The following is a 26,901-nucleotide window of genomic DNA, read 5'->3' on the forward strand; positions in this document are numbered from 1 at the left end:
TTTAAGTCTTCTTGAATCCGCCCGACTTTTTGGCTATGATGCTAAAGAAGACTAAGCAGAGGACTAACTAACTATGAAAAAGCTTAAAGTGAAATGGAAAAGAGCGCAAATTCATCAATTGAACGACCGCTTGCTGCTTTACAATTTATATCTAACTCAGGGTCTGACCCTGCTGATTGGCGCAATCTGGATTATATTTCAGAAAAGAAATGTGTTTGAACTGTTTGCATTGCCCAACACTGTACACGTCTTATGGTGGGGATTGGGACTGGCGGCCGCTATGCTATTAGTGGATCTGCTGCTATCTCGGATCATGCCTGAGGATGCCATGGATGACGGTGGTATTAATCAAATGCTGTTTCAAAAGCGACCGGTTTGGCATATTATTTGTATAGCTGCTATCGTTTCCATCTGTGAGGAACTTTTGTTTAGAGGTGCGATTCAGTACAGCTTTGGTCCTTATTGGACAAGCATTTTGTTTGCGGTTATTCATATCCGATATTTACGGCATTGGATTCCCACGGGCTGGGTTTTCCTTAGCAGTTATGGATTGGGATATATATATGTGCAGACAGGCAGCCTGTGGGCACCAATCATTTGTCATTTTGTGATTGACCTTATATCTGGCTTAGCGTTACGTTTTCGGAGGTATGAAGAATGAATCAGGAACTTAGCAGAGTGCAGACCTATGGTAGCCGCCGAAATGGTCGCAAAGGCAAGGAGGAGGACAGGTCAAAGCCCAAACCGGTTCGCTCCCGTGCTTCACGGCCCATGCCAGAATTGGCTGACGTTGCCGCTGCACCAGAAGTTGCTGTGACAATGGAGGAAGACATTCCTGCCAGTGAGTACCGAACACGGACAGAAATGTTTCCGTCCCGCCGTATTCGGGTAAGTAAGTGGTTTTTAAATTTTTTGAGCACTCTTTTTGTGCTTATTACAGCAGCGTTACTATGGTGGGGAATTAAGGGTGCACCACCCATTAGTGAAATGCTGTGGTGATATAAAGGCATTGTGACAGCGTGCGTCTAGTACGTGCGTGCAACGTTACGCTAAAAAGGCCTCCATCTCCCACAAGTTATGTGGAGATGGAGGCCTTTTTACATTATTTATTTTTACGTCATCTACATTTGACCATACGAGCATATGCACAAGTGACTATTAACTGGCAGGAATCTCAATGCTTTGTGGATCGACAAATTGATAACCCTTCTGCTCAAGGCGCGTCAATAGACTGTCCAGTGCCTCCGCTGTCCATGGCAGTTCATGCATCAAAATATTGCCGCCTGGATGAAGTTGTTCTGTTACGTTTTTGAGAAGTGTCTCCGTTTTATGAGGTTGATTTTTTTTCATGGTCCAGTCCAGAGAACCTACGGACCATGTCATATACAAGAGCCCATTTTCCTTCGCCACCTTGCGACCTACGTCTCCACCAGCACCATGAGGCGGACGAAAGAATACGGGTGCTTGGCCTGTAGTATCTTTAACGATTTTTTGTACCGCTTCAATCTGTTTTTTGACCTCAGCCTCAGACTTGTTCTTGAGAACGATGTGGTCCCAGCTATGGTTGCCAATGGGCTGTCCACGATCATGGATAAGCTTGAGCAACTCAGGATGTTCTTTTACACGATAACCGTTTACGAAGAAAATCGCTTTTGCCTTGTGCTTATCCAAAATATCTATGATTTTGTTAATCATGACCGCTTCCTTCGGACCATCATCAAAAGTCAGCAACACCACTCTTTTTTCGGCACCTTGTTGTTTAGGAATTACATTATAAGCTTTGTCCAAGCGATACATTTTGTTAGTGGTAACCGCAGTTGTCGAAACTGTAGTTCCGTTACTCCCAACGGCGGTTTTGTCATTTTGTGTATTTGTTGTACTCACTGATTTTTGCTCATCACTGTCTGCTTGCTTACTGCTTCCTTTTGGGGAAGATATACTGCTCTGATCTTTGGCACTGTTACTTGAATCAGAAGTTACTGAATCCTGATGGTTACTGGAATCCGCAGATTCCGGCTTCGTCGCAGTGCAAGCACTAAGCAGCAGACATACTGTTAGCAAAATGACTGCTGTTTTTGTACCCATTAATTCATCTCACCTTCCTATATTTATACCGTATGAGTTTGTCTCTGCTGACGAACACTATGCTTGATTCTACCACAAAGGGAGGTTCTAATTGTGAAAACATCTTCATTTTTCCTGGGAATCGTCTTGGGGGCTGTCGCAAGCTCTCTGATCTCTCGTAACCGCAATGGTTTGGGCTTATCCATGGACATGGGCGGAAAAAAAGGCGGAAATTTGGTGCAGAAAGCTCGTACAAAAATGATGGACGCCGCTTTTCCAGGCATGGGTGATATTGCGCTGAATACACAAGACACCCACAAGGATCATGATCATCGTTCACAAGCAGATAAAACCGTGCATAACGCCCAAACTGCCAAGAGCAAGGAAGAGAATATGAAGTTGATTAAAGAGTTTATTAGCACAAGTCCCGATGTTAAACGTGAGGTCGAGCAAATACTGAAAGAAACTCATACAGCCGTACCGGGATTGTAACCCGAAACCTCTATTCCGAATCATTTTGCGGCTTTTTTGTTAAAGCCGTTCAAATGATTCTTTTTTTTATCATTTTTATTCGTGCATTTACGATTATAAAATGATAACATGATTACATAGAACCATTTTCATCACAGGAATCATATTTGAATCATAATCTGCTAATAACACTCGGCTGCCAGGAGGAGGGTCCAGTATGAAAATAGAAAGATTAAGTCAGGACAAGATACGGATTTTCCTTACCTTTGACGATTTAAGCGAACGGGGTATCCAAAAGGATGATATGTGGCAAGAAATTCCAAGAGTTCATGAGCTGTTTACTGAAATGATGGATCAGGCATACAGCGAACTGGGCTTCGATGCCACGGGACCGTTAGCTGTTGAAGTCTTTGCGCTTCCTGCTCAGGGAATGGTTGTTATCGTCACTCGGGGAAAATACGATCACCAGCAGTACGGTTCGGGTCCCGATGAGGAGCTTCCAGAGGAAGTCTACGAAATGGAAGTCACAATGGAGCACAGTGATTCCATCGTTTACGCGTTTAGCGATTTCGAAGTACTCATAGAAGCGGCTCATATGCTCCGCAGCAACACTACGGAAGCAGGTAAGCTGTATCATTATAGAGGAAAATGGATTTTGCATTTGGAGCCAGAAGAAGTAGAAGAGTCCAAGCTTGCAGCCTTAATCGCGATTTTGGCTGAATTTGGAGAAGGTTCATCCGTAACACCAGCTATGCTGGAAGAGTATGGAAAGTTGGTCATTCCTGAACAGGCAGTTGCTGTCATCTGCACCCATTTTGACAGCCGTTCTTGATTTTTTAGAAAGCGATAATGAAGTTAATTTGTCGGCTCTGCGCTGAAAGCAGGGCCGACTCATTTTTATGGAGGGATGATCGGTGCTTCTGTTTTCTGTTTTAGCGGCAGCTACAGCGCCGGGTCTCGCCTTATTGATGTACTTTTACTTAAAGGATCGCTATGATTCGGAGCCCCTGCACATGGTTATTAAAGTATTTTTGCTCGGTTTTTTAGTGGTGCTTCCGGTTATGATTTTTCAACGTGGGCTATTGCTTTGGCTAGGAGATGACACTTTAATTCAGGTGTTCGGTATTTCCGCTGGGGTGGAAGAGTTTTTTAAATGGTTCCTGCTGTATCACATCATCTATAACCATACGGAGTTCGACGAGCCTTATGATGGGATATTGTATGCAGCTGCAGTCTCACTCGGGTTTGCCACGGTTGAAAATCTGCTATATGCCTGGGCGGGGCATGCTTCGATCAGCATGATGTTAATGAGATCATTGCTACCGGTATCCGGTCATGCGATGTTTGGCGTTATGATGGGCTACTATATGGGGAAAGCCAAGTTTTCGGTAGACCTGAAGAGTAAATATATGCTGCTTCTGTCATTAGTGCTTCCATGGTTTTGGCACGGAGTATATGATTTAATTTTAACGAAATTTTCACACGACTGGATCTGGTTTATCATTCCACTGATGGCATTTCTATGGTATGGAGGGATGGCAAAAATCAGTCGAGCGAATAATCGTTCTCCTTTTCGAATGTTAAAACGGGAAGAAAAGGTTAATATGTAACGAAATGGGACACACTGATCTGACAAACCTGTTAGAGAAAGAGGTGTCTTTTTTGCGTATAAAAGTAAGAATTCATTGTAAAAGATGCGGAGAACGCTTTGTGCTGAGAGGGCGAATGGAGCAAGGGCAGATTCAGACCGGCTTTAAACGCTGTATTTGCGATAACTGTGAGTTTATTGTTGAAGTCATGGAAAACCATGCATAAGAGAGCTTTCTTCTTGTCACACTATCGGTAGTGTATTTGAAGAAAGGAGACTCCCAATATGTATAAGCGACTTAGTGCCGTATTGTTCCCGGTGGTTACCCTGATTATGATAGGAGCATTTGTGTGGGGTTATCAGCAAAGCCAGATGAGAAGAGAGGTGTCTTCTCAGGCAAATAGAATGTCAATTAAAGCGGAAAATCAATACCAGCGTGCGTTTCACGATTTGTCGTTTCATATGGATCAGTTGCATTCCCAACTCGGTAACGCGGTTGCTGTCCATACTACTTCACATGCGATGCACCGCAAATGCTTGATGAACGTGTGGAGAATTGCAAGTGAAGCCCAAAATGAGGTTAATCAGTTGCCTCTCAATGTAATGCCTTTTAATCATGCTAAAGATTTGCTGTCACATCTATCTGCATTTTCGTATCAGACCGCTGTTCGTGATCTGGATCACGAGCCTTTAAACGAGAAAGAAATTTCGAATCTAAAAACGTTATATAACAATTCCAAGGAAATTTCGAAAAACATGCATGAGGTGCAGCAAAAGGTCATTAGCAAAAACTTGCGTTGGATGGATGTCGATATGGCGGCAGGTTCTCAAACAGGACCGAAGGATAACACCATTATTGATGGCTTCAAAACCGTGGACAAAAAAGTAGAGAACTACAAAGAATTGGATTGGGGACCGTCTGTTGCGAGCATCTATGATAAGCGCTCAGTGAAAAAGTTGAGTCTCCCGGCGCTGGATGCTGGACAAATTAAGCGAAATGCCGCTGACTTTACAGGAAAACCAGAAAGTCAGATTCGTGTGAACGAAAATGGTAAAGGAACAGAATGGGCGTCTTATACGGCTACGTTGTTAAATAAGCAGCAGCCTGTGGCCACGATGGATTTTACGAAAAAGGGCGGCAAGCTCATTTCTTATCATGACATGAGATCAGTAGGTCCTAAAAAAGCAACTCGTAATGAAGCGGTTCGCTATGCAAGTGAGTATCTTGAACAAAAGGGCTACAAAGGAATGAAGCCCGTAGCATATGATGAAAGCGGGAATTTAGCTAACATTACATTTGCGAGCCAACAAGGGGATGTGATTATCTATCCAGAAAAAATCACAGTCAGATCAGGCTTAGATAACGGACAAGTGATTGGTTTTCAATGCAGCGATTATGTATATGAGCACAGTCACCTCCGTCGCATTCCTCAGGCAAAACTGAATTTGAATGAAGCGCGAGCGAAGTTGAATCCTGAGTTTCGCGAAACTTACCACCGCAAAGCACTAATTGAAAATGAACTGTCGAATGAAGTTCTGTGCTATGAATTTGGCGGTAAAATTAACGGTTCCATTTATCGAATTTACATTAACGCGAACACGGGAATGGAAGAAACGATTGAACAGGTAAAAGATTCAGATGAAGCACAAGTTACGGCAAGTAATGCCTAGTTGATTACACTGAAATGAATCTATAGTCACTCTAAGCCTCCTTTATTAAGGAGGTTTTTTGTGCTTTAGTCATGGCTCTAGCAAATATAATGCTTAATATAGGCAAAAAGTCGTGGTATTATATACCTTAATTATAGTTTTGAATGGACAAGGATGGTGAATCGTTTGTTTCCAAAAATTAATGATGTGTTATACATACAAGTTGCCGGTACCGATCAGAAGGAGGAATCTTTTGAATATAAGTCGCGTATTGCGGAAGAGGACTCACAGAACTTTCTAATTGAAATTCCCATGTCACAAACAAGCGGACACTTGAAAAAGCTGTTTCTTGGGGAAGAACTGTCTATATTTTTTATGAGTGAGGGTGGAATTAAAAACTATTTTAATACCCACGTTACGGGCTTTAAAGATGACGTCCTCCGGATGGTTCGTATTCACAAGCCTGCTCCGGACAGCATCAGCAAAATTCAGCGTCGAAACTTTCTTAGGGTAAAGGCCAACTTGGAAATTGCGGTTAAGCATGGTGCAAACGAATCTAGATTTGTAGCAGAGACGCATGATGTGGGAGGTGGAGGCGTATCTTTTCAGACTCAGGGCTCACATCATCTTGAAGAAGGAGAATCATTGTCTTGCTGGATTTTGGTTCCATATAAAAACGGCACTCAAGAGCATGTTCCGTTCCAATCTGAAATTGTACGCATTCAGCAGATGGAAAATGGCCGCGAACTCATTATGCTGAAATATGAGAAAATCGCTGATCAAGAGCGCCAAAAACTGATTAAATATTGTTTTGAAAGACAGTTGGAGTTCCGGGGGAAATCGTAATCATCCGAAGCTTTTCTTTTTTAGTAAACCTGTCGCTTATTTTGCATCGCCTATAAATGTGTGGTATAATTTTCACGTCGCAGGCAATGCCTGCTTTTTTCTTGAGGTTAGGTTAGGAGGAATTCCCTGTTGGCAAGGCAACATGCATCTTCAATTAACAAAATAAATGTAGCCATTGATGGACCTGCTGGCGCAGGGAAAAGTACAGTGGCCCGCCTGGTGGCGAAAGCACTTTCCTATGTATATGTAGATACCGGAGCCATGTATCGAGCAGCAACGTGGTACATGATGTGCAAAGAAATTCCTGCAGAAAATGTACAAAAAGTGCTTCAACATGTACCTGAGCTGGTGATTGAATTAGTACCGGACCCTACAGGCCAAAAGGTTTATTGTAACGGGGAAGATGTAACCACTGTGATTCGTTCGATGGAAGTGACTAGCAATGTGTCACAGTATTCAAGTATTGCTGGTTTACGTACACGCTTGACCGAAAACCAGCGTGAAATGGCTGCGCGTAAGGGTGTCGTTATGGACGGACGCGATATTGGAACAACTGTGCTTCCCGATGCGGAAGTTAAAGTGTTCATGACCGCAAGTGTTCAGGAACGTGCCTCACGTCGTTTTAAAGAACTGAGCGAAACTGATAATATCACTCTGGAACAGCTTGAACGTGACATTGCGGCACGTGATAAGTTTGATGAGGAGAGGGAGGTATCCCCGCTTCGTTGCAGTGAGGACGCCATCGTGCTTGATACGACCCATATGGGCATTCAGGATGTCGTTGATACGATCGTATCTTATTGCTTAACGGAGAAGGATGGAGAGATCAGCCAATGATATATACTGTATGCGCCAGTATTTTGCGTCTCATTTACCGCTTTCTGTTTAGGCTTGAGGCGGTAGGCAGGGAAAATGTTCCTGCTGAGGGTGGAGTGCTGTTGTGTTCTAATCATATTAGTAATCTTGACCCTCCTACAGTTGGCATTTTGCTGAAGCGAAAGGTTCACTTTATGGCTAAAGCAGAGCTGTTTAATGTTCCTGTGCTGGGACCACTGATCGACAAACTGGGAGCTTTTCCAGTCAAACGTGGTGGTGTGAGTAAGGAATCCATTAAGCTGGCATTGAACATTTTGCGTGACGGTAAGGTTATGGGGATTTTTCCCGAAGGCTCCAGAGGAGCTGGAGGAATTGGTAAAAAGGGTGCTGCCAGTTTTGCACTGCGTAGTGGAGCGGCTGCCGTTCCGGTCGCCATTATTGGTGATTACAAGCTTTTCCGTAAAACGAAAGTGATATACGGTAAACCTGTTAATTTGGACGCTTACCAAAAGGGTGCCGATGTCGAAGGAGATCCTCTTGAACTGGCAACAGAAGCAATTATGTCACGTATTCGCACAATGAAGGAAACTGGTGAGCCTACGAATGATTAAAAGGCTTGCATGAATTGTGTCTAAGCTTGGAAAACTAGAGCAAAAATGTATTTTGTTTTGAACTCTGCTATGCGCAGGTTTAAATAAATGGTTTTTTTGAATTGAGGAGGGTATTGACATGTCGGAAGAAATTAAAAATCAAGAAGCTGCTGAAGCGGCAAATCAAGACGAGCTCGATCAAATCGTTTCCCTGAAAAAAGGTGACACCGTTAAGGGTACAATTGTGAAATTGGAAGATAACCAAGCGGTAGTAAGCATTGGATATAAATACGATGGAGTTATTCCAATTCGCGAATTGTCTTCTGGTCTGGATAATGCAGAAGAAGCAGTACAAGTAGGCCAAGAGGTTGAAGCTAGAATTATCAGCATCGACGACGGCAAGGAAAAACTTGTTCTGTCCAAACGTGCAATCGACAGTGAAAATGCTTGGGAAAAGTTGGAGCAACTGTTCGAAAGCAAAGAAGTATTTGAAGTTGTTGTGAATGATGTTGTTAAAGGCGGCATCGTAGTAGACGTGGGTCTGCGCGGATTCATCCCTGCATCCATGGTAGAACGCCATTTTGTTGAAGATTTCAGTGATTACAAAGGCCGCACATTGCGTGTTGTTGTAAAAGAACTGGATCGTGAAAACAACAAAGTGATCCTTTCCCAAAAAGACGTTCTGGAAGCAGAATTCGAAGCTAACAAGCTTAAAGTAATGGCTGAGCTGAAAGAAGGACAAGAAATTGTTGGTACGGTTCAACGTCTTACTCAGTTTGGTGCTTTCGTAGATGTTGGCGGAGTGGACGGTCTGGTTCACGTATCTGAAATTGCTTGGACTCATGTTGATAAGCCTTCTGACGCTGTTTCCGAAGGAGATCAAGTGAAAGTGAAAGTCTTGAAAGTAGATCCTGAAAAAGGAAAAATCAGCCTGAGCATGAAAGCTGCACAGCCTGGTCCTTGGGAATCAGCTGCTGGACAATTCAATAACAATGACATCGTAACTGGTGTTGTTAAACGTTTGGTTAACTTCGGTGCATTCGTTGAGATTGCTCCTGGTGTGGAAGGTTTGGTTCATATTTCTCAAATTTCCCACAAACACATTGGAACTCCACAAGAAGTTCTGGAAGAAGGACAAGAAGTTAAAGTTAAAATTCTTGAAATGAATCCTTCTGAAAAACGTGTTAGCCTGAGCATTAAAGAAACTGAGGAAGCTCCTGAAGCCGCTCCAAAAGCAGAAAGAGCACCACGTGCATCACGCGCGCCTCGTGAGGAACTGAATAATCCTAACGTTTCCCTCAACAATTCCGGACTGAGCATTACGCTTGGCGAGCGTTTTGGCGATAAGCTGAACAAATTTAAATGAGTTTAAATCAATACATTTTATTATAAGCATAACGTACACCATCGGCGGACCCAGAGGGTTCGCCGATTGTTGTTACGTCACTATATCGCCAATAGGTATGTTTTTTGCTATGATGATAGCGGAAGAATTGACAGGAGGAGTGAATTTATGGCAAGACCCGTTGTGGCTATCGTTGGTCGTCCGAATGTGGGTAAGTCCACGATTTTTAATCGGATTATCGGGGATCGTTTGTCCATCGTGGAAGATAAACCGGGAATCACTCGTGACCGTATTTACGGTATATCGGAGTGGAATGGTAAATCCTTCAGTATTATTGACACCGGCGGCATTGAGATTGATGGTGAGGATGTTATCTTGAAGTCCATCCGTATGCAGGCCGAACTTGCAATAGAAGAAGCAGATGTTATTGTGTTCATGAGCGATGCAAAAGCAGGAATAACGCAAGCGGATGAAGAGGTAGCTCAAATGCTATATCGTTCGGGTAAACCGATCATCGTAGCAGTAAACAAGGTGGACAACCTCAGTCGCGCCGATCTGATCTATGAGTTTTATTCTTATGGATTTGGTGATCCAATTGCTGTTTCTGGTAGTCATGGCACAGGGATCGGTGATTTGTTGGATGCAATTACGTCCAATTTACCTGAGCTAGAAGAAGATCATTATGACGAAGACGTTATACGTGTCGCTTTGATCGGACGTCCGAATGTAGGTAAATCTTCACTCGTTAATGCCATTTTAGGAGAAGAACGGGTTATTGTCAGTGACATTGCAGGTACAACACGTGATGCAATTGACACGCCTTTTGAAAAAGACGGACAAAAGTATGTACTGATTGATACGGCAGGTATGCGCAAACGTGGTAAAGTATACGAAACGACAGAAAAATATAGTGTAATGCGTGCGATGCGTGCCATTGAGCGTGCAGATGTTGTACTGGTCGTTATTAACGGCGAGGAAGGCATCATTGAGCAGGATAAACACATTGCAGGCTATGCTTATGAAGCGGGTAAAGCCTCGTTGTTTGTCGTTAATAAATGGGATGTCGTAGATAAAGACGATAAAACGATGCACCAGTTTGAGACGAAAATCCGTGACCACTTTCTGTTCATGACCTATGCTCCGATTGTGTTCTTATCTGCAAAGACAAAGCAACGTCTGCAAAAGTTGCTTCCAGTTGTGCAGCATGTGGCACAGCAGCATGTCATGCGTATTCAGACACATCTGCTGAATGATGTCATTTCCGACGCGGTTGCCATCAATCCACCACCAACAGATAAGGGCCGTCGTCTGCGTATTAACTATGTGACTCAGGTTGCTGTTAAACCGCCTACGATGGTTGTATTCGTAAATGATCCAGAGATAATGCACTTCTCTTACGAGCGTTATCTGGAGAACAAAATTCGCGCCGCCTTTAATTTTGAAGGAACTCCAATTCGTATATTTACCCGGCGCAAGTCTGACGAAAGTTAGGAGCGAATAGGTTGATTTTACAGATCGTTGCCATCGTACTCAGTTACTTGCTTGGCTCTGTCAGCTTTAGTTTGCTGTATGGAAAATTAAAAGGAATCGACATTCGCCAGCATGGAAGCGGCAATGCCGGTGCGACGAATACGCTGCGCGTGCTTGGAAAAGGCCCAGCTATTCTGGTACTGCTGCTGGACGTACTTAAAGGGGTTATTGCGGTGCTGATAGGGCACTGGTTGGGTGGTGAATCATCCTGGTTACCGGGTTTGTGTGGCATTGCGGCGATTGCGGGCCATAACTGGCCGGTATATTTTCACTTTCGCGGAGGCAAAGGGATTGCGACTGCCATTGGTGTATTGGCATCGCTTGCCTTGCTGCCGGCATTATATGCCGGAATCATTGCGATACTTGCCATCGTAATAACGCGTTATGTATCCCTGGGATCGCTAATTTTTGTTATTTTGACCCCTTGGATATTACTCGTACTTGGTTATGCTTGGCCGTTATTTTGGACAGCTCTAATCATTTGCCTGTTCGCTGTGTGGAGACACCGTACTAATATAGTCAAGTTGGCACGGGGAAATGAGAATAAGCTTGGCTCCAAAGGAGGAGATCGTCTTGTCTGAGAAAATAGCTGTGCTGGTAGCAGGTAGTTGGGGAACAGCCCTAGCTTCCGTACTTGCGACCAATAACAACGATGTCTCTGTCTGGACGAGAAGCGAACAGCAAGCTGCTGAGATCAATGAGAAGCATACGAACGAGCATTATTTACCAGGCTCTATTTTGTCTGATCGCATTTCAGCTACAACGGATATGCAGACTGCGGTATCTGGAGCAAAAGCGGTGATCATCGTATCTCCTTCGTCTGCCGCTCGGCAGGTTGCACGTAGTTTGAAGGCTCATTTCACCAAGGATATGCTGGTAGTACATGCCATTAAGGGCTTTGAAACAGAGACACTCAAGCGTATGTCCACGGTGATCTCGGAAGAGCTGGAAATCGCGGAGGACGATATTGCCGTGCTATCAGGCCCGAGTCATGCGGAGGAAGTGGTGAAGAAATGTCCTACAACGGTTGTTGTAGCTTCTTCCAATGAGAAGGCAGCACAGGCTGCTCAGGGGCTGTTCATGAACTCCTATTTCCGCGTCTATACAAACCGAGATTTGCTCGGTGTCGAACTGTCCGGTGCTTTAAAAAACATTATCGCACTGGGTGCGGGAATGTCGGATGGACTTGGCTTCGGTGATAATGCTAAAGCGGCTTTGTTGACCCGTGGATTGGCTGAGATTACCCGTGCCGGAGTTGAGATGGGGGCTAATCCATTAACCTTTGCCGGACTTGCGGGTATAGGTGATTTAGTTGTGACGGCAACGAGTCGTCACAGCCGCAACTGGCGTGCAGGGTCATTATTGGGACAGGGCCAACAGCTTGATGCCGTACTGGAATCTATGGGTATGGTCGTAGAGGGAATTCGTACGACAAAAGCAGCATACGCTATCTCACAAAAATTAGGTGTTCAAATGCCTATTACAGAGGTGCTGTATGGAGTGTTGTTTGAAGGACGTGACGTCCGCAAAGCTGTTGAGGCATTAATGGGTCGCGATCCGAAAACCGAGATGGAAGTCATGCCGCTTCAAACTTGGGAGCAATGGCATTCATAAGAGTACAGAGGAGCTTCTAAAGTATAAAGGTTGTCTCATGAGTAGATTTTTCTACGATGAGATAGCCTTTTTTAGTTAGGCGTTTGGCATGTCTTTTGTATGCTTAATCACCTTTTGTCTCCGTCACTCATAGACTGAGTTGAGCAATGGCGGAGGAGGGGAGATTGTGAGTAAAAACTTTCCGAAAGATGCATTGAAGGCCATTAACAAAAAAGGCGGCAAAAACATATCCGAAAATGCAGTGAAAAAGCTGGCAGGCACGGTAAAGCCGGACACGCTTCAAAGTGAAACACAGTTGCGTCAGCTTATAAAACAGGTGTCTGCGATGGCTAACATTCCGGTATCGGAAGATACAGTCAGGGATATTGTCGGAGCCGTCAAAAAGAGTGGAATGAATCCTTCCAATATGGAAGCGTTAATGAAAATGATGATGAAAAAATAAAACGCTGGCCGCACGATGGTTCGTTTTTTTACCGTGAACTGGGAAGGTTCGCGGTTTTTTTATATTTTGAGGCAGGAAAGTACTATTCCAGTACACAAAATGTCGAACTGCCATGTCGAACATGTTATAATGATGCCCATCAGGAAACGGGAGGAAAGACAGCAAAGGAGGAAACGATGTTGAAGGAGGCAATATCATCAGTGTTAGTGGACAGGCTTCCTCATGATCTGGCAGTTGCGCTGGGTAGCTTGACTGAGAGCTGGTCAGCGGTGTCGGTTCCATGGATGCTGGGGGGGAGCTGTGCACTACTTGTGCAAGAAGTTGAATTGGATCGTCTGCCTCGGGACATTGATATTTATGCGGATATTCATGCAGCAAAGCTGTTACACGCGCACTCGCCGGGCGTGAGTATAGACCAACAGCAGGTTGATCGTAGCGGATCTTACGTTTCATTGTTAAGCCACTATGAACTGAAGGGATTTCCAGTCGAATTGGTGGGAGGATTTGAGGTTTTATGTGATGGAGCTTTATACCGCTTAGAGGTCGAGCGCCTACTCTGGTCGGCTGGGATACAGCTTGATCTGGAAAATACCTCATTGCGTTTGATGCCTCTCAGCCACGAGTTGCTATTCAATCTGTTGCGAAATCGCCCCGACCGCTATCAAGCGATTGCAAATGTCATGAAGCGAGACCCGCAACGACACATAGGGATACTAAAACAGCTATTGGTCAGTAACATTTGGAATAAGGAGCAGTTGGGCAAGCTTGGAGAGCTTCTCCCTTGGCCAGAACTTCACTCCTTCATCCGAATGAGTAATGAAATATAAGTTGCGTGCGTATTAAGAGGAAAGGTGAATGGAGGACCGTTCATGAATGTGCAGATTACGTTCAAGCCGTCAGGCAGGTGCGTACAGGTCAGTCGGGGTACGTCATTGCTCCAGGCTGCCCGTAAAGCAGGTGTGTATATTCCCACACGTTGTGATGGAAAAGCAGCCTGTCTGATGTGTAAGGTAGAGATAGCACCGGAACGGGCTGAGCTTGCAGGTCGCCCTAATGATGCAGAGCAGCGTAAGCTGGGGCCTTTACTGAATGAAGGAATACGTTTATCCTGTCAAGCCCGTGCTCAGGGTGATATGGAGGTAACCATACCGGAGGATAGGCTCAAGGCAGCTATTAGACGGCAACTGGAGCGTCAGGGGCTGGATGACGAACTGTGGTAATATCGATTATATCAGTAGAACAAAAAACAAAGGATATTTCTCGACGGCTAGAACCGGTCAGAGAAATATCCTTTTTTTATTTAAGTCTAGCAACAAAGTCATGGGGAAATCTTGCTGTGCATATATTAAGTGAGTGGACCCAAACGTAAAATATCTTTCTGCATTGATCACTGTAACGTAATCTATTTTTAAAAAAACTAAACATATTTTACGGAGGGGATACATATGATGGTATCAGTCCAAATGCATGTACGAGTTTACGCCGTTTCGCCGATTCCATCAGTCTCCTGAATCTCGGCGGCGGACGACTTCCGGGCATTTTAAAGGCTGTTCTGCCGCATCTGGGATCAAGCAGTTGGTTGAACACGAAGCGGATGCTCTTTAAGCATTTTTCCTTCGGAGACTTTTGAGGAGGGGATTTCATTGGAGAAAGTGGACATTTTTAAAGACATTGCCGAACGCACCGGAGGAGACATCTATCTTGGGGTCGTCGGCGCAGTCCGAACAGGAAAATCAACGTTTATCAAGCGGTTTATGGAAACGATTGTACTGCCCAACATTACGAGTGAGGCGGACCGTGCCCGTGCCGTAGATGAGTTGCCGCAAAGTGCGGCAGGGAAGACGATCATGACGACGGAACCTAAATTCGTACCGAATAATGCCGTCCAGATCAAAGTAACGGAAGGACTGGACGTGAATGTACGTCTGGTTGACTGTGTAGGATACGCAGTAGAAGGTGCAAAAGGCTACGAGGATGAAAATGGTCCAAGAATGATCTCTACACCATGGTTTGAAGAACCCATTCCTTTTCAGGAAGCGGCAGAAATTGGTACACGTAAGGTTATTCAAGAACATTCGACACTCGGTGTGGTCGTCACCACAGACGGCACCATTGCTGAAATCCCGCGTAGCTCTTATGTAGAGTCGGAGGAACGCGTCATTGAAGAGTTGAAGGAAGTTGGCAAGCCATTTGTTCTGGTTATCAACTCCACGCATCCACGCAGTGATGAAACACTTCAACTCCGCAGTGAACTGGCTGCCAAGTACGATATTCCAGTCATGACACTCAGCGCGGCAACCATGACGGAAGATGATGTTACGGGTGTACTTCGTGAAGTATTGTATGAATTCCCGGTGCATGAGGTGAATGTGAACCTGCCGAGCTGGGTTATGGTATTGAACGAAAATCACTGGTTGCGTAGCAACTATGAAAATTCCGTTCGTGATACGGTTAAAGATATTCGGCGCCTGCGTGATGTAGATCGGGTGGTTGGCCAGTTTATGGAGTATGAGTTCATCGACAGGGCCGGATTAAGCGGAATGAATATGGGGCAGGGCGTCGCGGAAATTGATTTGTATGCGCCTGATGAACTGTATGACCAGATTTTGGTTGAAGTCGTCGGGGTAGAGATTCGCGGCAAGGATCATTTGCTGCAGATGATGCAGGATTTTGCCCACGCTAAACGGGAATATGACCGTTTTGCCGAGGCTCTGGAAATGGTCAAGACAACAGGATATGGTATTGCTGCTCCGTCACTGGCTGAGATGGCACTGGACGAACCGCAGTTGATTCGACAGGGTACAAGATTTGGAGTGAGGCTTAAAGCGACAGCCCCTTCCATTCATATGATCCGTGTCGATGTGGAATCGGAATTTGCTCCGATTATCGGAACAGAGAAGCAGAGTGAGGAACTCGTGCGTTACCTGATGCAGGATTTTGAGAATGATCCAATCAAAATTTGGGAATCAGACATTTTCGGACGTTCGCTACATTCCATTGTTCGTGAAGGTATTCAAGGCAAGATTGCCATGATGCCAGACAATGCACGCTATAAGCTGCAGGAAACGCTGGGTCGCATTATCAATGAAGGTTCTGGTGGTCTTATTGCTATAATTCTTTAAGGCTAATCCATAACCAAAAATGTGTAAGTGAAATACCGTAGAGGGCTGCTGACTGCTCTTTGCGGTATTTTTTTATGGGATTTGTAGTTTTTTGCCATGAGAGATCGCGAATTTTTCTATATTTAATAAAACCTATTTACATACTTGGTTTAACGCGATATATTAAGTATCAAATTTGAAACATATTAGTGGATGGAACGAGGGGGAAACAGATCATGTATATCCAAAAAGGGCTCCAAAAAAACAAGAAGCTAGGGCTGGGAGCCATTATGCTACTGGTGCTGATTCTGCTGGTCACAGCATGTGGCGCGCCTAAAACAGAGAGCGGCGCTCAAGGGACAAGCACTGCAGGAACGAATACAGGGGACGGAAAAACAGATAGTTCGAATCTAAAGGGTAAACGGGTTGCTTTGATCATGGAGTTTAACACAGGTACGTTTTCGCAGCAGTATGTTCAAGGTGTGGAAGATGAGGTTAAGAAATTTGGCGGTACGCTGACCAAGTTTGTTGCAAATAACGATAAGGCAAAAATGGCTTCCTTGCTAGATAGTGCGATTAACCAGCAATTTGATGTCATTTTGACTGATCACGGTGACGCATTGCTGGAGCCAGGACTTAAAAAAGCAATTTCCCGCAATATTCCGGTTATCGTGTTCGATGCTGCGGTCAATGTTCCGGGCGCGGTAGTGCTTTCACAGGATGATCAAAGCATGGCGGAACTGACGCTGGAGCAAATGAAAAAGGACATCGGTGGCAAAGGAAATATTGTGAAGGTATGGGTTGCAGGGTTTGCGCCAATGGAGCGCCGTCAGGTTGCTTATGATGCATTTTTGAAATCCAATCCAGATATTAAAGAGATTGCAACTTTTGGTTCGGCTCAGAATCCTGCTTTGGATACGCAAGCCAAAATGGAAGCTGTGCTAAAGCAATATCCTAAGGGCGAAATTACGGCAGTTTGGGCGGCTTGGGATGAATTTGCCAAAGGTGCAGCTCGGGCGATACAACAAGCTGGGCGTACGGAAATTAAAGTTTACGGGATTGATATGAGTGATGAAGATTTGCAAATGATTCAGGACCCGAAAAACCCGTGGGTGGCTTCAGCAGCCGTAGATCCAACAGATATTGGACGTGTACAAGTGCGCTATGCATACCAAAAGTTGCATGGGGATAACCCTGAGGAGAAAGTTGTGCTGAAGGCAGTATATGTGCAGCGCGAAGAGTTGCCAGATAAGCAAATTTCCACATCCGAGTTGTCTCAATATGTGAAAGGATGGGGCAAGAGTGAGCAGGGTTACAAGGATTGGATGAAGGAATATGAAACGTCCAAATAAATTGATTCATAACGCAAATGCAATGGCGCGCTTCGGCGCGCTTTTATCATAAGCGGGAGTGAGGGGGCACCATGAGTTCACCAGTATATACATTGGAGATGAAGAACATCAGCAAACGGTTTGCTGGTGTAGATGCGCTGCGAGCTGTGGATTTTGCGGTTCAGGGTGGCGAAATTCACGCTCTGCTCGGTGCCAACGGGGCAGGGAAAAGCACATTAATGAAAATCTTGTCCGGTGCGTATCGTTACGATCAGGGAGCGATCGTTGTGGATGGCAAGGAACTGATTATTAGTTCACCGTGGGAAGCCAAAAGAGCCGGAATTCACTGTGTGTATCAAGAAGTCGATTCAGCACTTGTGCCTCAGTTAACCGTCGCTGAAAACATTGTAATGGACGATTTGTCTGCACTTGATGGTCGGTGGTGGGTTGCACCAGCGTCCATGCGCAGACGAGCACGTGAGGCATTAGCGCGTCTGGAGGTTGATATAGATGTACGACGATACGTGTCTGAATTGACGCTGGCAGAAAAGCAGCTTGTACTTATCGCACGGATTTTGACACAGCAAGCGAGTACTATCATTTTTGATGAGCCAACGGCACCGCTGAGCGAGGAAGAAACGCGACGTTTGTTCCGTACCATTCATACCCTCAAGGATGAGGGAGTAGCATGTATTCTTATCACCCACCGATTGCCGGAGGTCATCGAGCACAGTGACCGTGTTACGGTAATGCGTGATGGTGAGCGCGTGTTCTCGGGACCTGCTTCTGATTTAAATGTAGGCGACATTGCCACGTATATGCTTGGGAAAACATTTGATGAGGAATTTCCGAAAACAGAGGTGCTTATTGGTGAAACAGTATTGGAAGCAAGAGGGCTCCGAAAGGGATTGCGGGTTCACGGTGTTGATTTGCAGGTCAGACGCGGCGAAATTCTGTCTATTGTGGGTTTGGTCGGTGCGGGCAAGACGGAGCTGTCACGACTTCTTACAGGGGCAGACAAGCCAGATGTGGGGGAACTGACCTTCAAGGGTCGCTGCATTCGTTTGCGTGAGCCAGCGGACGCGGTAGCTCAAGGAATTGTGTCCATACCCGAGGAGCGGCGTAAGCAGGGGGTCTTGATTGAGGAAAGCGTGGAACGAAACCTTAGCCTTCCGCTCTTGGGCAAGCTGAGTGTTCTTGGTTTCATTAGTCGGCATAAAGAACGTAATAACGGTAATGAGGTTGCCGCCTCTCTTGGTATTAAGACGCCTTCACTGCGCCAGCATGTTAAGTATTTGAGCGGTGGGAATCAACAAAAGGTTGCGATAGGAAAATGGCTTCATTCTGGAGCGGATGTCTTTGTTTTTGACGAACCAACCAAGGGTGTAGATATAGGGGCAAAAAGCGATATTTTCCGTATCATTGGAGAATTGGCAGCACAAGGAAAAGCAATCATTTATCTAACCTGTGAATTTGCAGAAGGTATTGGCATTGGTGATCGGATAGCAGTCATGTATGACGGGAAAATAATAAGGGAATTTGCGCGAGGCGAAGTCGAACAGGAACAGCTTCTGTTGTACGCCAGCGGTGGTGAAGAGGTGCATTCATGAAGGAAAAATGGTTAAATGTCTCGTTTCGTTACGGTGCTGTAGTGGTCATTATAGGTGTGTTGGCGTTTTTCTCAGCCACCTTACCTTATTTTTGGACGTATGATAATTTAATGGATATTCTTGGCTCAATTGCGATTGTAACTTTTGTAGCCATTGGTGTGACATTGTCACTTATCGTGGACGGTTTTGACCTGTCGGTTGGTGCAACGGTATCTTTGACGACAGTCGTCTCAGCTTCGTTGATGGTCTGGTATGAACAGCCTGTTGCAGTGGTCATTATTGTGGCTCTGGTTGTTGGAGCTTTGGTTGGACTATTAAATTCACTTTTGATTATTAAACTGCGTATCCCCGATTTGCTCGCAACTCTAGCCATTATGTATATTGTAAGCGGGGTTCATCAAACGTACGCACAGGGCTATACCATCTACAATCATATGCAGTTTCCGGATGGCAGCAAGGCCCCAGGCGAGATATCTTCAGCATTTCTTTTACTAGGTCAAGGTAAATGGTTGGGTATCCCGATTTCTGTTATTTTACTGTTGCTAGCTGTGGCAGCGGTGCATGTTTTCTTGACCTATACGAAGCACGGGCGTCAAATGTATGTAACTGGCGGGAATGAGGAGGCTGCTCGTCTGTCGGGTATACGGGTAAAAAAAGTCCGTACACTGGCCTATATTGCTTCAGGCGTATTTGCAGCAATTGCTGGTATTTTGTATGCTTCGCGTGTAGGCTCGGGTCAAATTGACGCTGGCTCTCCCTTGCTCATGGAGGCGGTAGCTGCAGTATTCGTCGGCTTTTCAGTGTTTGGAGCGGGTAAACCCAATGTTATTGGTACATTTATTGGTGCGGTGTTGATCGGCGTATTGGTTAATGGACTGACCATGATGAATGTGCAATATTTTGCCCATGACATTGTCAAAGGAGTAGTACTGGTGCTTGCGCTGGCTGTTACTTTTTACGTGCTGAACCGTCGTCGTACTTGAAATTGTCTGTCGACTGTATTACTATAAACCTTGTTCCACGCAAGAAGGGTGCCATAAAACGCCAGTTTCGGCCTATATGGCGGTGGTTAGGTATATTATATGTATATTTAACGACGAAACGGAAACAGATGATAACATTATGGAAGGCAGTATGCCGCCCGGGTTATTTTATACAGGCGACTTCATTATCGGTGGAGAACACCGATAACCTTAATGCTGGACTACACTTGAATTGGGAGGTGAATATGTTGAATAAAACGGATTTGATCAATCAGGTTTCTGAGAGCACTGAATTGTCCAAAAAGGACGTAACCAAAGCAATCGATGCAGTATTTGAGGCGATCGCTGGTGCACTGCAAAACGGAGACAAGGTACAACTGGTAGGTTTCGGGAACTTTGAGGTTCGTGAACGTTCCGCACGTAAAGGACGTAACCCGCAAACAGGAGAAGAAATCGAAATCCCTGCGAGCAAAATTCCGGCATTCAAACCGGGTAAAGCGCTCAAAGACGGAATTAAATAAGATTTCTTACATATTCCCAATGCGCTGAAAGGACCGTGAATTTGATTCACGGCCCTTTCTTTTTGTCCTATTTACTTTGTGGTAGTGGTGCCATGGACTGAAGAAGAGGAAGTTGTCCTGCCGTTTCGGGAGGCATAAGCGATCAGCACCAGGGGTTCACCTGTCAGCTCGGCAAATTCATGTTCCATCCGTTGAAGCTGCTCAATCTGTGCAGGACTGAGATTGGCGGGACGATAGTTTTCCATCAGATCCGTTCCTTTCGTTAATAGATCGGATTGCACAGATAGTATGGCACAGGAAGCACTATTTGTTGCAGGCAGCGTGGAAAGCATGTAGTTGACAAAACAATCTTAAATCTCCATCATAAAAATATAGTTTCGGCTCTCAGGGAGGAAAAGAACATGGAAGATAACGTGACGGGCAGCAGTGAGTACGTCGTAATTAAAGCAAAAAGCAACGGATGTCAGGTTTTTGGTCTGACCAGAGGTCAGGATACACGCCTGCATCATTCAGAAAAATTGGACAAGGGTGAGGTAATGATCGTCCAATTTACGGATCATACTTCTGCCATCAAAATCCGCGGCAAGGCCGTTGTGATGACCAAGCACGGGGTTGTAGATACGGAGGAGTAAAATGCAGGCATAGCCTGCTTTTTTTTGTTGTACAATGAGAGTGAGGACCTTTACCGTAGCAAACCCACATTATGGGGTAGGGGTCAGGGGAGGCTCTGATGAAACCTTGGACTGTACTCGGTGGTTCCATTCTCATAACCACCGCAGCAGCAATATTGCTGCCGTCCTTACAGATGCTGGACTCGGGTACCGCAGCAGTTCGTGAAACACAGGCGACAATTTCGCCCCAGCAACGAGTACTGCTGACGGATGACAATCTGGTAGATACACTGAATGAGCTTCCATTAACCACACCGATTGCAAGTGTAAGCTGGGAACATTCAGTCCTGACCCTGGATGTTAAGCTGTCCAAGGAAGAAACTACGCCACTGGAGATTTATCAAAACATGGCGGAGCTTGCCGCCTTTAGCTTCTACGGAACGTCGAATGTACGGCAATTGTTGTTGCGGGTGGTGACAGAGGACGAATGGTCAGGAGAACGCCATTTGCTGCTAGCATCCGATATACGCCGGAACGAGTGGACGAACGAGGCACTGGAACAACTTAGAAATCGGGAAGGCGCTGAACTGCCAGAAGATTTGAAATCTCGTTTCCGCATTACAGTAACGCCCATGTGGCAAAACAGGTTTAGCGGTGTATATACAAACTAGATGTTTTCTACCGCTGGACCTACAGTACTTTAGTCGCGAATCATTTTAAATTGTGATATAATATAAGGCATTGCAATTATTTGAGTATACCAGAAAGTCATGGCTCGGAGGCTTAGGATGAAACCGTATCGCGTACCTCAATTAGCAAGGAAATATGTGGAATACGACATGATTCAACAACATACGGAAATGCCGGCTTTTCCTGACAGCCGTACCCGTTTGCTGTTTGAGTTTTTGAACCGGAATGCGCAAGGGCTGCATGCCAGTGAGGATGAACTGTACGCTTTGGTTACATCACTTGTGCAGATGGGACTGGATACGCATGATATGATTGATACTTTATCCGGTATACGAAGCCCGGAAGAGATGCGTTCCAGACAGCTGAAAGTGTTAGCCGGTGACTACTTCAGCAGCCGTTTTTATCAGCTACTTGCACTGGCAGGCCGAATCGAGGCCATTTCGAAGCTGAGTGATGCTGTATGTGAAGTGAACGCAGGGAAAATGAGCTTGTACTGGGAGATGAAGCATTTTCGTTTGGATGCTGCTCAGTATTTATCTCAGATGGTTTGCTTCAAACAGGAGCTTTTTTTATCATTGACTTCACTTATTGCAGAACAGGATCAGGAAGTCTGGAAGCAGCTTCTTAACGAATTCGCTCTCTGTGATACGCTGGTGGAGGAATGGGAGAAGCGGGCAGAACCAGACAAGTCCCGTTTCGGATATATGTTCTGGCATATTTACGGTAACGGAGACCAGCATGAGCAGGCGTTGCTTTCAGAGGGGGGTACTGAAACAGAAGTTTGGCGTAAGCTTGTGCTGAAATACAAAGCCGAGGATGCGATACTGGACAAGCTTCGCACGGCTGTTACACACATCCGGCAGACCCTGTCAGATGAACAAAACACGGGGATTGAGGAATTTGAATGCATGCTTGAGCCTTTCCTAAAGCTGCTACATAGTTCGCACCCGGTTGTGAGGGAAGGTTAGGTGAACGTCATGGGATCAAGCGACACCAAGCCGAAAGAGCAATTCGTTCATGGCGTGTTTGAAAGTATAGCCGGTAAATACGATTTGATGAACGATATACTGAGCTTTCGCAGACATAAGGCTTGGCGGAAATTTACAATGAAAAAGATGGACATGCATCGCGGCGATACGGCAATCGATCTTTGTTGTGGGACATGTGACTGGACGCTTGCGATGGCGCGTGCAAGTGAAAGTGGTCACATCGTAGGACTGGATTTTAGCCAGAACATGCTAAATGTTGGCGAGCGAAAGATTACATCAGAATCCCGTGAAAAGCAAATCAAGCTTGTTCAAGGCAACGCGATGGATCTACCTTTTGAAGACAATTCATTTGATTATGCGACGATTGGTTTCGGTCTTCGCAACGTGCCTGATCTGCGCCGCGTGTTGCAGGAAATGCAACGAGTCGTTAAGCCTGGTGGGCAGGTCGTATGTCTGGAGTTGTCTAAACCTACTTGGCAGCCGTTCAAGGGAATTTACTACGCATATTTTCAACACATCTTGCCCATGCTCGGCAAATTGTTCGCCAAACGTTATGAGCAGTACAAATGGCTCCCTGATTCGTTGGCGCTTTTTCCAGGAAGGGATGAACTGGCTGACATCTTTCGTGAAGTCGGATTAAAGGATGTTCAGGCTCATTCTCTCACCGGAGGCATTGCGGCATTGCATATTGGAATCAAGGAGAGTCTGCATGTTTAAGAAAATTGCTATTTTTTTGGAAATGATTAAAATTGAACATACCTTATTTGCGCTCCCATTTGCATTTATGGGGGCTGTATTGGGGTCAGTTGTCGTGACGGACAACCTTCCCTCATGGCCGCAGATCGGTTGGATTTTGTTGGCTATGGTTGGCGCTCGTAGCGCAGCCTTCGGCTTTAATCGTATGATTGACCGTGTAATTGACGGGAAAAATCCGCGTACAGCAGGACGCGCCATCCCGGCAGGGCTGCTCAAATCGAGCGAAGTGGTAATTTTCATCATCGTTAGCTTGTTGTTGTTATTCTGGGCCTCATTCAAGTTAAGTCCGCTGGCGTTCAAGCTGTTCCCGCTGGCCTTTTTTATGCTTGTTTTTTACTCTTACACCAAGCGTTTTACTTGGCTGTGCCATATTGTACTCGGTTTGACCATTGGTTTGGCACCATTAGGCGCATGGGTTGCAGTAACAGGACAAATGGATTTGACTGCTGTCGTACTTTATCTCACGATTGCATTTTGGACAGCTGGATTTGATGTTATTTATGCTTGTCAAGATATTGATTTTGACCAGAGTGAAGGGGTTTATTCTATTCCTGCCCGTTTTGGTGTAGCAGGTGCTCTGAACATCGCCCGGGTGTTCCATGTCATTACGGCGATCGGATTTATTGTGCTGTTCTTTATTGCAGATTTGAGCTGGTGGTATCTGGCGGGCATGATTATTTCATACATTATTTTATTTTATGAGCACTATATCGTTTCTCCAAAAGATCTAAGTCGCTTGCAGACGGCATTCTTTACGATGAACGGTGTACTTAGCATTGTCGTATTTGCTTTTACACTGATTGATTTGGTGGTGCGTTTATACTAATGAATAATCAGGTGAGCAACCATCAAGGCAAACGAATCGTTATTGGGATTACAGGTGCGAGCGGAAGCATTTATGGTGTACGACTGGTAGAGACACTGCTGGACTTGCAGTATACAGTTCACCTGATTGTTTCTAATGCTGGCTGGCGGGTATTGAAAGAGGAGCTGGGCTGGAATGTGACTGACCGGGAAGGAGCTTTGAATGAACAATTCGGAGACCGTCCCGGTTCTCTTGTATACCATCCCTTTACAGATATTGGAGCTTCTATTGCAAGCGGCTCTTATTTGGTCGATGCCATGATTATCATGCCATGCTCGATGGGGACGTTGTCAGCGGTAGCGCACGGTTCGTCTGATAATCTCATGGCACGTGCAGCAGATGTGATGATGAAGGAGGGTCGTCCGCTGATCCTTGTGCCTCGTGAGACACCATTGCATGCTATTCATCTGGAAAATATGCTTAAGCTTGCGAGACTCGGCGTCAAAATGATTCCGGCCATGCCAGCTTTTTATTTTCATCCAAAGACGCTGGATGATATTGTATTGTTCCTCGTAGGCAAAGTATTAGACAGCTTGCGTATAGAACATCAACTGTTTACGAGATGGGGGGATTCCGATGCCGATACCGGACACCAAGACAATCACAATCGGAAAAATTAAATATACAAACGCTTGGCCTATTTTTCATTACTTTAATCCTTCAGAGCTTCTCCATTCGGCGGAGATGGTTTCCAAAGTTCCGGCTGAATTGAATCGAGGCATGCTGAATGGGAGTTTGGATATGAGTGCGATGTCCTCCTTTGCGTATGCATCAGGTGCTGAGGAAATGCTGTTGTTGCCGGATTTATCCGTTAGTGCAGACGGTCCAGTCCAATCCATTTTACTATTTTCACGCAAGCCGCTAAATGAAATCATTAACGGCACCATTGCACTGACGAATACTTCAGCAACATCGGTGAACTTGTTGAAAATTTTGATGCAAAAGGCATGGGAAGGCCAGCCTACTTACTTTGACTGTGAACCAGATCTTGATTTGATGCTGGAACAGGCAGATGCGGGGCTGCTGATTGGAGATCACGCGATCAAGGCGTCCTGGCGAAGTGAAGGCCTGTATGTAACCGACCTTGGGGAAGAGTGGAAACGCTGGACGGGCTACAGCATGACATTTGCTGTATGGGCAGTTCGACGTGCTGTTGCTGCTCAGAATCCCGCTACGGTGGCTGAAATTGCGAGTGCGTTCCGCATAAGCAAGCAGCGTAGTCTGTCTGACCTGGTACCTGTTATTTCTGAAGCTTGCAAGGAAATTGGAGGTTCGGAAGATTATTGGGAGCGCTACTTTACGAATCTGTGTTATGATTTTGGAGAGAAGCAACAACAAGGTTTAGAGCTTTATTTTCAGTATGCATATGAACTGGGGCTGCTTGACCGACGAGTGAAGCCGCTTCTCTGGAGTGACAATACGCTGACACGGGTGAAAGAATGAAACGATTGGATTTGTTCGGTTTATTAAAAAAGGATATGAACTTCATAGAAGAAGAGCTGTACCGCAGCATTGACAGTAGGGAGCCGTTGATTAATGATACGTCGCTTCATCTGCTTAAAGCAGGGGGCAAGCGTTTGCGTCCCGTGTTTGTATTGCTGGGAGGCAAGTTTGGAGAATATGATTTGGACAAGCTCAAGCGCATAGCGGTACCTCTGGAACTGATTCATTCTGCCTCTCTCGTTCACGACGACGTGATTGATGATGCGGAAATGAGACGCGGCCAACCCACCGTGAAGTCCAAATGGGACAATCGGGTGGCTATGTACACCGGAGACTACATATATGCACGCGCACTATCTATTGCTGCTGGACTGCCGAATCCCGATATTCACCGGGTGCTGTCTAAGGCGTTGGTACAGATGTCAATTGGTGAAATGGAACAAATACGTGATTTTTTTAATGTGGATCAGAGTGTGCGCAATTATTTGTTGCGCATACGGCGCAAAACGGCATTGTTGATTGCAGTTAGTTGCCAATTGGGAGCTATGGCTGCAGGAGCACGGGAAAGAGTCAACTCTCTGTTGTACACCTATGGCTATAACGTAGGTATGGCTTTTCAAATTCAGGATGATTTGCTTGATCTGTGTGGAACAGAAAAAAAGATCGGCAAGCCGCCAGGCAGCGATATGAGACAGGGCAATATTACGCTTCCGGTCATTTATGCGCTTGAACAACCCGAACTGCGGGACGATCTGCTGGCTGAAATCCGGCGGATTCAGGATGGGGACGGGCAGGGAGACGCCCGTAAAGCGGTGGATATGATCAAAAAAAGTGAAGGAATCACTAAAGCTGAAATTCTCGCCGACCGATATATTAATAAAGCGCTGAACGCGCTGGACTTACTACCAGATGTCAAAACAAAAAAGACGCTGCGCGATATTGCTCATTTTGTAACACGCCGCTCCTACTAAAGTTGTATTTTAGGTTTGCTGTGACAAAATACTTTAACCGTTTCCAATCTTTCTGTTACAATACAGATTAGTAC

Annotated in this window: 31 protein-coding genes; 29 read left to right on the plus strand and 2 right to left on the minus strand. The window is 45.4% G+C overall.

The window, feature by feature from the left end:
* Positions 1-73 precede the first annotated feature (73 nt).
* Complete coding sequence (locus C0638_RS18295) at positions 74-661, plus strand: CPBP family intramembrane glutamic endopeptidase (RefSeq protein WP_058711105.1); 588 nt, start codon at positions 74-76, stop codon at positions 659-661.
* Positions 658-999 carry a hypothetical protein gene (locus C0638_RS18300; protein WP_058711104.1) on the plus strand — a complete coding sequence of 114 codons (342 nt, stop codon included), beginning with the start codon at positions 658-660 and terminating at the stop codon, positions 997-999. The genes C0638_RS18295 and C0638_RS18300 overlap by 4 nt, the downstream gene beginning before the upstream one ends.
* Before the next feature lie 159 nt (positions 1,000-1,158).
* Here C0638_RS18300 and C0638_RS18305 read toward each other — a convergent pair whose 3' ends face one another.
* Complete coding sequence (locus C0638_RS18305) at positions 1,159-2,085, minus strand: polysaccharide deacetylase family protein (RefSeq protein ID WP_058711103.1); 927 nt, start codon at positions 2,083-2,085, stop codon at positions 1,159-1,161.
* Between the two features lie 93 nt (positions 2,086-2,178).
* Between C0638_RS18305 and C0638_RS18310 the strand changes: the two genes are divergently transcribed.
* The 19 genes from C0638_RS18310 (at position 2,179) to C0638_RS18400 (ending at position 20,502) form a co-directional block, all read left to right on the plus strand.
* Positions 2,179-2,556 (plus strand): hypothetical protein, encoded by a 378-nt coding sequence (locus C0638_RS18310; RefSeq protein WP_058711102.1) that lies wholly within the window; start codon positions 2,179-2,181, stop codon positions 2,554-2,556.
* A gap of 196 nt (positions 2,557-2,752) precedes the next feature.
* Positions 2,753-3,367, plus strand: a complete 615-nt coding sequence (locus C0638_RS18315) for a genetic competence negative regulator (RefSeq protein ID WP_013371706.1) — start codon at positions 2,753-2,755, stop codon at positions 3,365-3,367.
* Positions 3,368-3,449: 82 nt separating this feature from the next.
* On the plus strand, positions 3,450-4,145 hold the full coding sequence (prsW, locus tag C0638_RS18320) for a glutamic-type intramembrane protease PrsW (RefSeq protein ID WP_058711101.1): 696 nt from the start codon (positions 3,450-3,452) through the stop codon (positions 4,143-4,145).
* A 263-nt stretch (positions 4,146-4,408) separates the two neighbouring features.
* Complete coding sequence (gene ypeB / locus C0638_RS18325; protein ID WP_058711100.1) at positions 4,409-5,794, plus strand: germination protein YpeB; 1,386 nt, start codon at positions 4,409-4,411, stop codon at positions 5,792-5,794.
* A gap of 165 nt (positions 5,795-5,959) precedes the next feature.
* On the plus strand, positions 5,960-6,619 hold the full coding sequence (locus tag C0638_RS18330; protein ID WP_040103474.1) for a flagellar brake protein: 660 nt from the start codon (positions 5,960-5,962) through the stop codon (positions 6,617-6,619).
* 129 nt (positions 6,620-6,748) lie between these two features.
* Positions 6,749-7,456, plus strand: a complete 708-nt coding sequence (cmk, locus tag C0638_RS18335; protein ID WP_058711099.1) for a (d)CMP kinase — start codon at positions 6,749-6,751, stop codon at positions 7,454-7,456.
* Positions 7,453-8,046 carry a lysophospholipid acyltransferase family protein gene (locus C0638_RS18340; RefSeq protein WP_013371700.1) on the plus strand — a complete coding sequence of 198 codons (594 nt, stop codon included), beginning with the start codon at positions 7,453-7,455 and terminating at the stop codon, positions 8,044-8,046. The genes cmk and C0638_RS18340 overlap by 4 nt, the downstream gene beginning before the upstream one ends.
* 118 nt (positions 8,047-8,164) lie before the next feature.
* Positions 8,165-9,391, plus strand: coding sequence for a 30S ribosomal protein S1 (gene rpsA, locus C0638_RS18345; RefSeq protein ID WP_013371699.1), 1,227 nt, complete (start codon positions 8,165-8,167; stop codon positions 9,389-9,391).
* A 147-nt stretch (positions 9,392-9,538) separates the two neighbouring features.
* The gene (gene der, locus C0638_RS18350) at positions 9,539-10,861 is read left to right on the plus strand and encodes a ribosome biogenesis GTPase Der (protein ID WP_013371698.1); all 1,323 of its coding nucleotides are present in this window, start codon (positions 9,539-9,541) and stop codon (positions 10,859-10,861) included.
* Between the two features lie 11 nt (positions 10,862-10,872).
* Complete coding sequence (plsY, locus tag C0638_RS18355) at positions 10,873-11,481, plus strand: glycerol-3-phosphate 1-O-acyltransferase PlsY (protein ID WP_013371697.1); 609 nt, start codon at positions 10,873-10,875, stop codon at positions 11,479-11,481.
* Positions 11,474-12,514 (plus strand): NAD(P)H-dependent glycerol-3-phosphate dehydrogenase, encoded by a 1,041-nt coding sequence (locus tag C0638_RS18360; RefSeq protein WP_013371696.1) that lies wholly within the window; start codon positions 11,474-11,476, stop codon positions 12,512-12,514. Before plsY ends, C0638_RS18360 begins: the two co-directional genes overlap by 8 nt.
* A 166-nt stretch (positions 12,515-12,680) precedes the next feature.
* A complete protein-coding gene (locus tag C0638_RS18365; RefSeq protein WP_013371695.1) occupies positions 12,681-12,956 on the plus strand; it encodes a stage VI sporulation protein F in 276 nt (91 codons plus the stop codon).
* A gap of 176 nt (positions 12,957-13,132) precedes the next feature.
* Complete coding sequence (locus C0638_RS18370) at positions 13,133-13,783, plus strand: hypothetical protein (protein ID WP_025675648.1); 651 nt, start codon at positions 13,133-13,135, stop codon at positions 13,781-13,783.
* Between the two features lie 42 nt (positions 13,784-13,825).
* A complete protein-coding gene (locus C0638_RS18375) occupies positions 13,826-14,176 on the plus strand; it encodes a 2Fe-2S iron-sulfur cluster-binding protein (RefSeq protein WP_013371691.1) in 351 nt (116 codons plus the stop codon).
* Between the two features lie 423 nt (positions 14,177-14,599).
* Positions 14,600-16,078 (plus strand): stage IV sporulation protein A, encoded by a 1,479-nt coding sequence (gene spoIVA, locus C0638_RS18380; protein WP_013371689.1) that lies wholly within the window; start codon positions 14,600-14,602, stop codon positions 16,076-16,078.
* Between the two features lie 215 nt (positions 16,079-16,293).
* On the plus strand, positions 16,294-17,409 hold the full coding sequence (locus C0638_RS18385; protein WP_025675650.1) for a sugar ABC transporter substrate-binding protein: 1,116 nt from the start codon (positions 16,294-16,296) through the stop codon (positions 17,407-17,409).
* A gap of 71 nt (positions 17,410-17,480) precedes the next feature.
* On the plus strand, positions 17,481-18,998 hold the full coding sequence (locus tag C0638_RS18390) for a sugar ABC transporter ATP-binding protein (RefSeq protein WP_058711590.1): 1,518 nt from the start codon (positions 17,481-17,483) through the stop codon (positions 18,996-18,998).
* On the plus strand, positions 18,995-19,981 hold the full coding sequence (locus C0638_RS18395; RefSeq protein WP_058711589.1) for an ABC transporter permease: 987 nt from the start codon (positions 18,995-18,997) through the stop codon (positions 19,979-19,981). Before C0638_RS18390 ends, C0638_RS18395 begins: the two co-directional genes overlap by 4 nt.
* A 248-nt stretch (positions 19,982-20,229) precedes the next feature.
* On the plus strand, positions 20,230-20,502 hold the full coding sequence (locus C0638_RS18400; protein ID WP_014599981.1) for an HU family DNA-binding protein: 273 nt from the start codon (positions 20,230-20,232) through the stop codon (positions 20,500-20,502).
* A gap of 71 nt (positions 20,503-20,573) precedes the next feature.
* Here the strand turns inward: C0638_RS18400 and C0638_RS25410 are convergent, their stop codons facing one another.
* Positions 20,574-20,747, minus strand: coding sequence for a hypothetical protein (locus C0638_RS25410; RefSeq protein WP_013371683.1), 174 nt, complete (start codon positions 20,745-20,747; stop codon positions 20,574-20,576).
* A gap of 156 nt (positions 20,748-20,903) precedes the next feature.
* Here C0638_RS25410 and mtrB point away from each other — a divergent pair, with 156 nt between their 5' ends.
* The 8 genes from mtrB (at position 20,904) to C0638_RS18445 (ending at position 26,827) form a co-directional block, all read left to right on the plus strand.
* Positions 20,904-21,134, plus strand: a complete 231-nt coding sequence (gene mtrB / locus C0638_RS18410; protein ID WP_013371682.1) for a trp RNA-binding attenuation protein MtrB — start codon at positions 20,904-20,906, stop codon at positions 21,132-21,134.
* A 98-nt stretch (positions 21,135-21,232) separates the two neighbouring features.
* Positions 21,233-21,784 carry a hypothetical protein gene (locus C0638_RS18415; protein ID WP_040103480.1) on the plus strand — a complete coding sequence of 184 codons (552 nt, stop codon included), beginning with the start codon at positions 21,233-21,235 and terminating at the stop codon, positions 21,782-21,784.
* A gap of 117 nt (positions 21,785-21,901) precedes the next feature.
* Positions 21,902-22,771 (plus strand): heptaprenyl diphosphate synthase component 1, encoded by an 870-nt coding sequence (locus C0638_RS18420; RefSeq protein ID WP_013371680.1) that lies wholly within the window; start codon positions 21,902-21,904, stop codon positions 22,769-22,771.
* A gap of 9 nt (positions 22,772-22,780) precedes the next feature.
* On the plus strand, positions 22,781-23,509 hold the full coding sequence (locus tag C0638_RS18425) for a demethylmenaquinone methyltransferase (RefSeq protein ID WP_013371679.1): 729 nt from the start codon (positions 22,781-22,783) through the stop codon (positions 23,507-23,509).
* Entirely contained in the window at positions 23,502-24,374 is an 873-nt protein-coding gene (locus C0638_RS18430; RefSeq protein ID WP_058711587.1) for a UbiA-like polyprenyltransferase, read from the plus strand. Before C0638_RS18425 ends, C0638_RS18430 begins: the two co-directional genes overlap by 8 nt.
* The gene (locus tag C0638_RS18435) at positions 24,374-25,033 is read left to right on the plus strand and encodes a UbiX family flavin prenyltransferase (RefSeq protein WP_013371677.1); all 660 of its coding nucleotides are present in this window, start codon (positions 24,374-24,376) and stop codon (positions 25,031-25,033) included. The genes C0638_RS18430 and C0638_RS18435 overlap by 1 nt, the downstream gene beginning before the upstream one ends.
* Positions 24,990-25,856: a menaquinone biosynthetic enzyme MqnA/MqnD family protein gene (locus tag C0638_RS18440; protein ID WP_025675654.1), complete on the plus strand. Its 867-nt coding sequence runs from the start codon at positions 24,990-24,992 to the stop codon at positions 25,854-25,856. The genes C0638_RS18435 and C0638_RS18440 overlap by 44 nt, the downstream gene beginning before the upstream one ends.
* Entirely contained in the window at positions 25,853-26,827 is a 975-nt protein-coding gene (locus C0638_RS18445; protein WP_025675655.1) for a polyprenyl synthetase family protein, read from the plus strand. Before C0638_RS18440 ends, C0638_RS18445 begins: the two co-directional genes overlap by 4 nt.
* The last annotated feature ends 74 nt before the right edge of the window (positions 26,828-26,901 follow it).

This window comes from Paenibacillus sp. lzh-N1 (assembly GCF_002872435.1).
GTDB classification, from domain to species: domain Bacteria; phylum Bacillota; class Bacilli; order Paenibacillales; family Paenibacillaceae; genus Paenibacillus; species Paenibacillus polymyxa_C.

Excerpts from the sequence above, each read along its gene's own strand:
- rpsA (WP_013371699.1), top strand. The coding sequence starts at position 8,165 with ATGTCGGAAGAAATTAAAAATCAAGAAGCTGCTGAAGCGGCAAATCAA.
- C0638_RS18390 (WP_058711590.1), top strand. The coding sequence starts at position 17,481 with ATGAGTTCACCAGTATATACATTGGAGATGAAGAACATCAGCAAACGG.
- C0638_RS18295 (WP_058711105.1), top strand. The coding sequence starts at position 74 with ATGAAAAAGCTTAAAGTGAAATGGAAAAGAGCGCAAATTCATCAATTG.
- C0638_RS18420 (WP_013371680.1), top strand. The coding sequence starts at position 21,902 with ATGAAACCGTATCGCGTACCTCAATTAGCAAGGAAATATGTGGAATAC.
- C0638_RS18435 (WP_013371677.1), top strand. The coding sequence starts at position 24,374 with ATGAATAATCAGGTGAGCAACCATCAAGGCAAACGAATCGTTATTGGG.
- C0638_RS18305 (WP_058711103.1), bottom strand. The coding sequence starts at position 2,085 with ATGGGTACAAAAACAGCAGTCATTTTGCTAACAGTATGTCTGCTGCTT.
- C0638_RS18300 (WP_058711104.1), top strand. The coding sequence starts at position 658 with ATGAATCAGGAACTTAGCAGAGTGCAGACCTATGGTAGCCGCCGAAAT.
- C0638_RS18430 (WP_058711587.1), top strand. The coding sequence starts at position 23,502 with ATGTTTAAGAAAATTGCTATTTTTTTGGAAATGATTAAAATTGAACAT.
- ypeB (WP_058711100.1), top strand. The coding sequence starts at position 4,409 with ATGTATAAGCGACTTAGTGCCGTATTGTTCCCGGTGGTTACCCTGATT.
- mtrB (WP_013371682.1), top strand. The coding sequence starts at position 20,904 with ATGGAAGATAACGTGACGGGCAGCAGTGAGTACGTCGTAATTAAAGCA.
- C0638_RS18370 (WP_025675648.1), top strand. The coding sequence starts at position 13,133 with ATGTTGAAGGAGGCAATATCATCAGTGTTAGTGGACAGGCTTCCTCAT.
- C0638_RS18385 (WP_025675650.1), top strand. The coding sequence starts at position 16,294 with ATGTATATCCAAAAAGGGCTCCAAAAAAACAAGAAGCTAGGGCTGGGA.
- C0638_RS18375 (WP_013371691.1), top strand. The coding sequence starts at position 13,826 with ATGAATGTGCAGATTACGTTCAAGCCGTCAGGCAGGTGCGTACAGGTC.
- C0638_RS18340 (WP_013371700.1), top strand. The coding sequence starts at position 7,453 with ATGATATATACTGTATGCGCCAGTATTTTGCGTCTCATTTACCGCTTT.
- C0638_RS18415 (WP_040103480.1), top strand. The coding sequence starts at position 21,233 with ATGAAACCTTGGACTGTACTCGGTGGTTCCATTCTCATAACCACCGCA.
- C0638_RS18425 (WP_013371679.1), top strand. The coding sequence starts at position 22,781 with ATGGGATCAAGCGACACCAAGCCGAAAGAGCAATTCGTTCATGGCGTG.
- C0638_RS18445 (WP_025675655.1), top strand. The coding sequence starts at position 25,853 with ATGAAACGATTGGATTTGTTCGGTTTATTAAAAAAGGATATGAACTTC.
- C0638_RS25410 (WP_013371683.1), bottom strand. The coding sequence starts at position 20,747 with ATGGAAAACTATCGTCCCGCCAATCTCAGTCCTGCACAGATTGAGCAG.
- C0638_RS18440 (WP_025675654.1), top strand. The coding sequence starts at position 24,990 with ATGCCGATACCGGACACCAAGACAATCACAATCGGAAAAATTAAATAT.
- der (WP_013371698.1), top strand. The coding sequence starts at position 9,539 with ATGGCAAGACCCGTTGTGGCTATCGTTGGTCGTCCGAATGTGGGTAAG.
- C0638_RS18315 (WP_013371706.1), top strand. The coding sequence starts at position 2,753 with ATGAAAATAGAAAGATTAAGTCAGGACAAGATACGGATTTTCCTTACC.
- C0638_RS18395 (WP_058711589.1), top strand. The coding sequence starts at position 18,995 with ATGAAGGAAAAATGGTTAAATGTCTCGTTTCGTTACGGTGCTGTAGTG.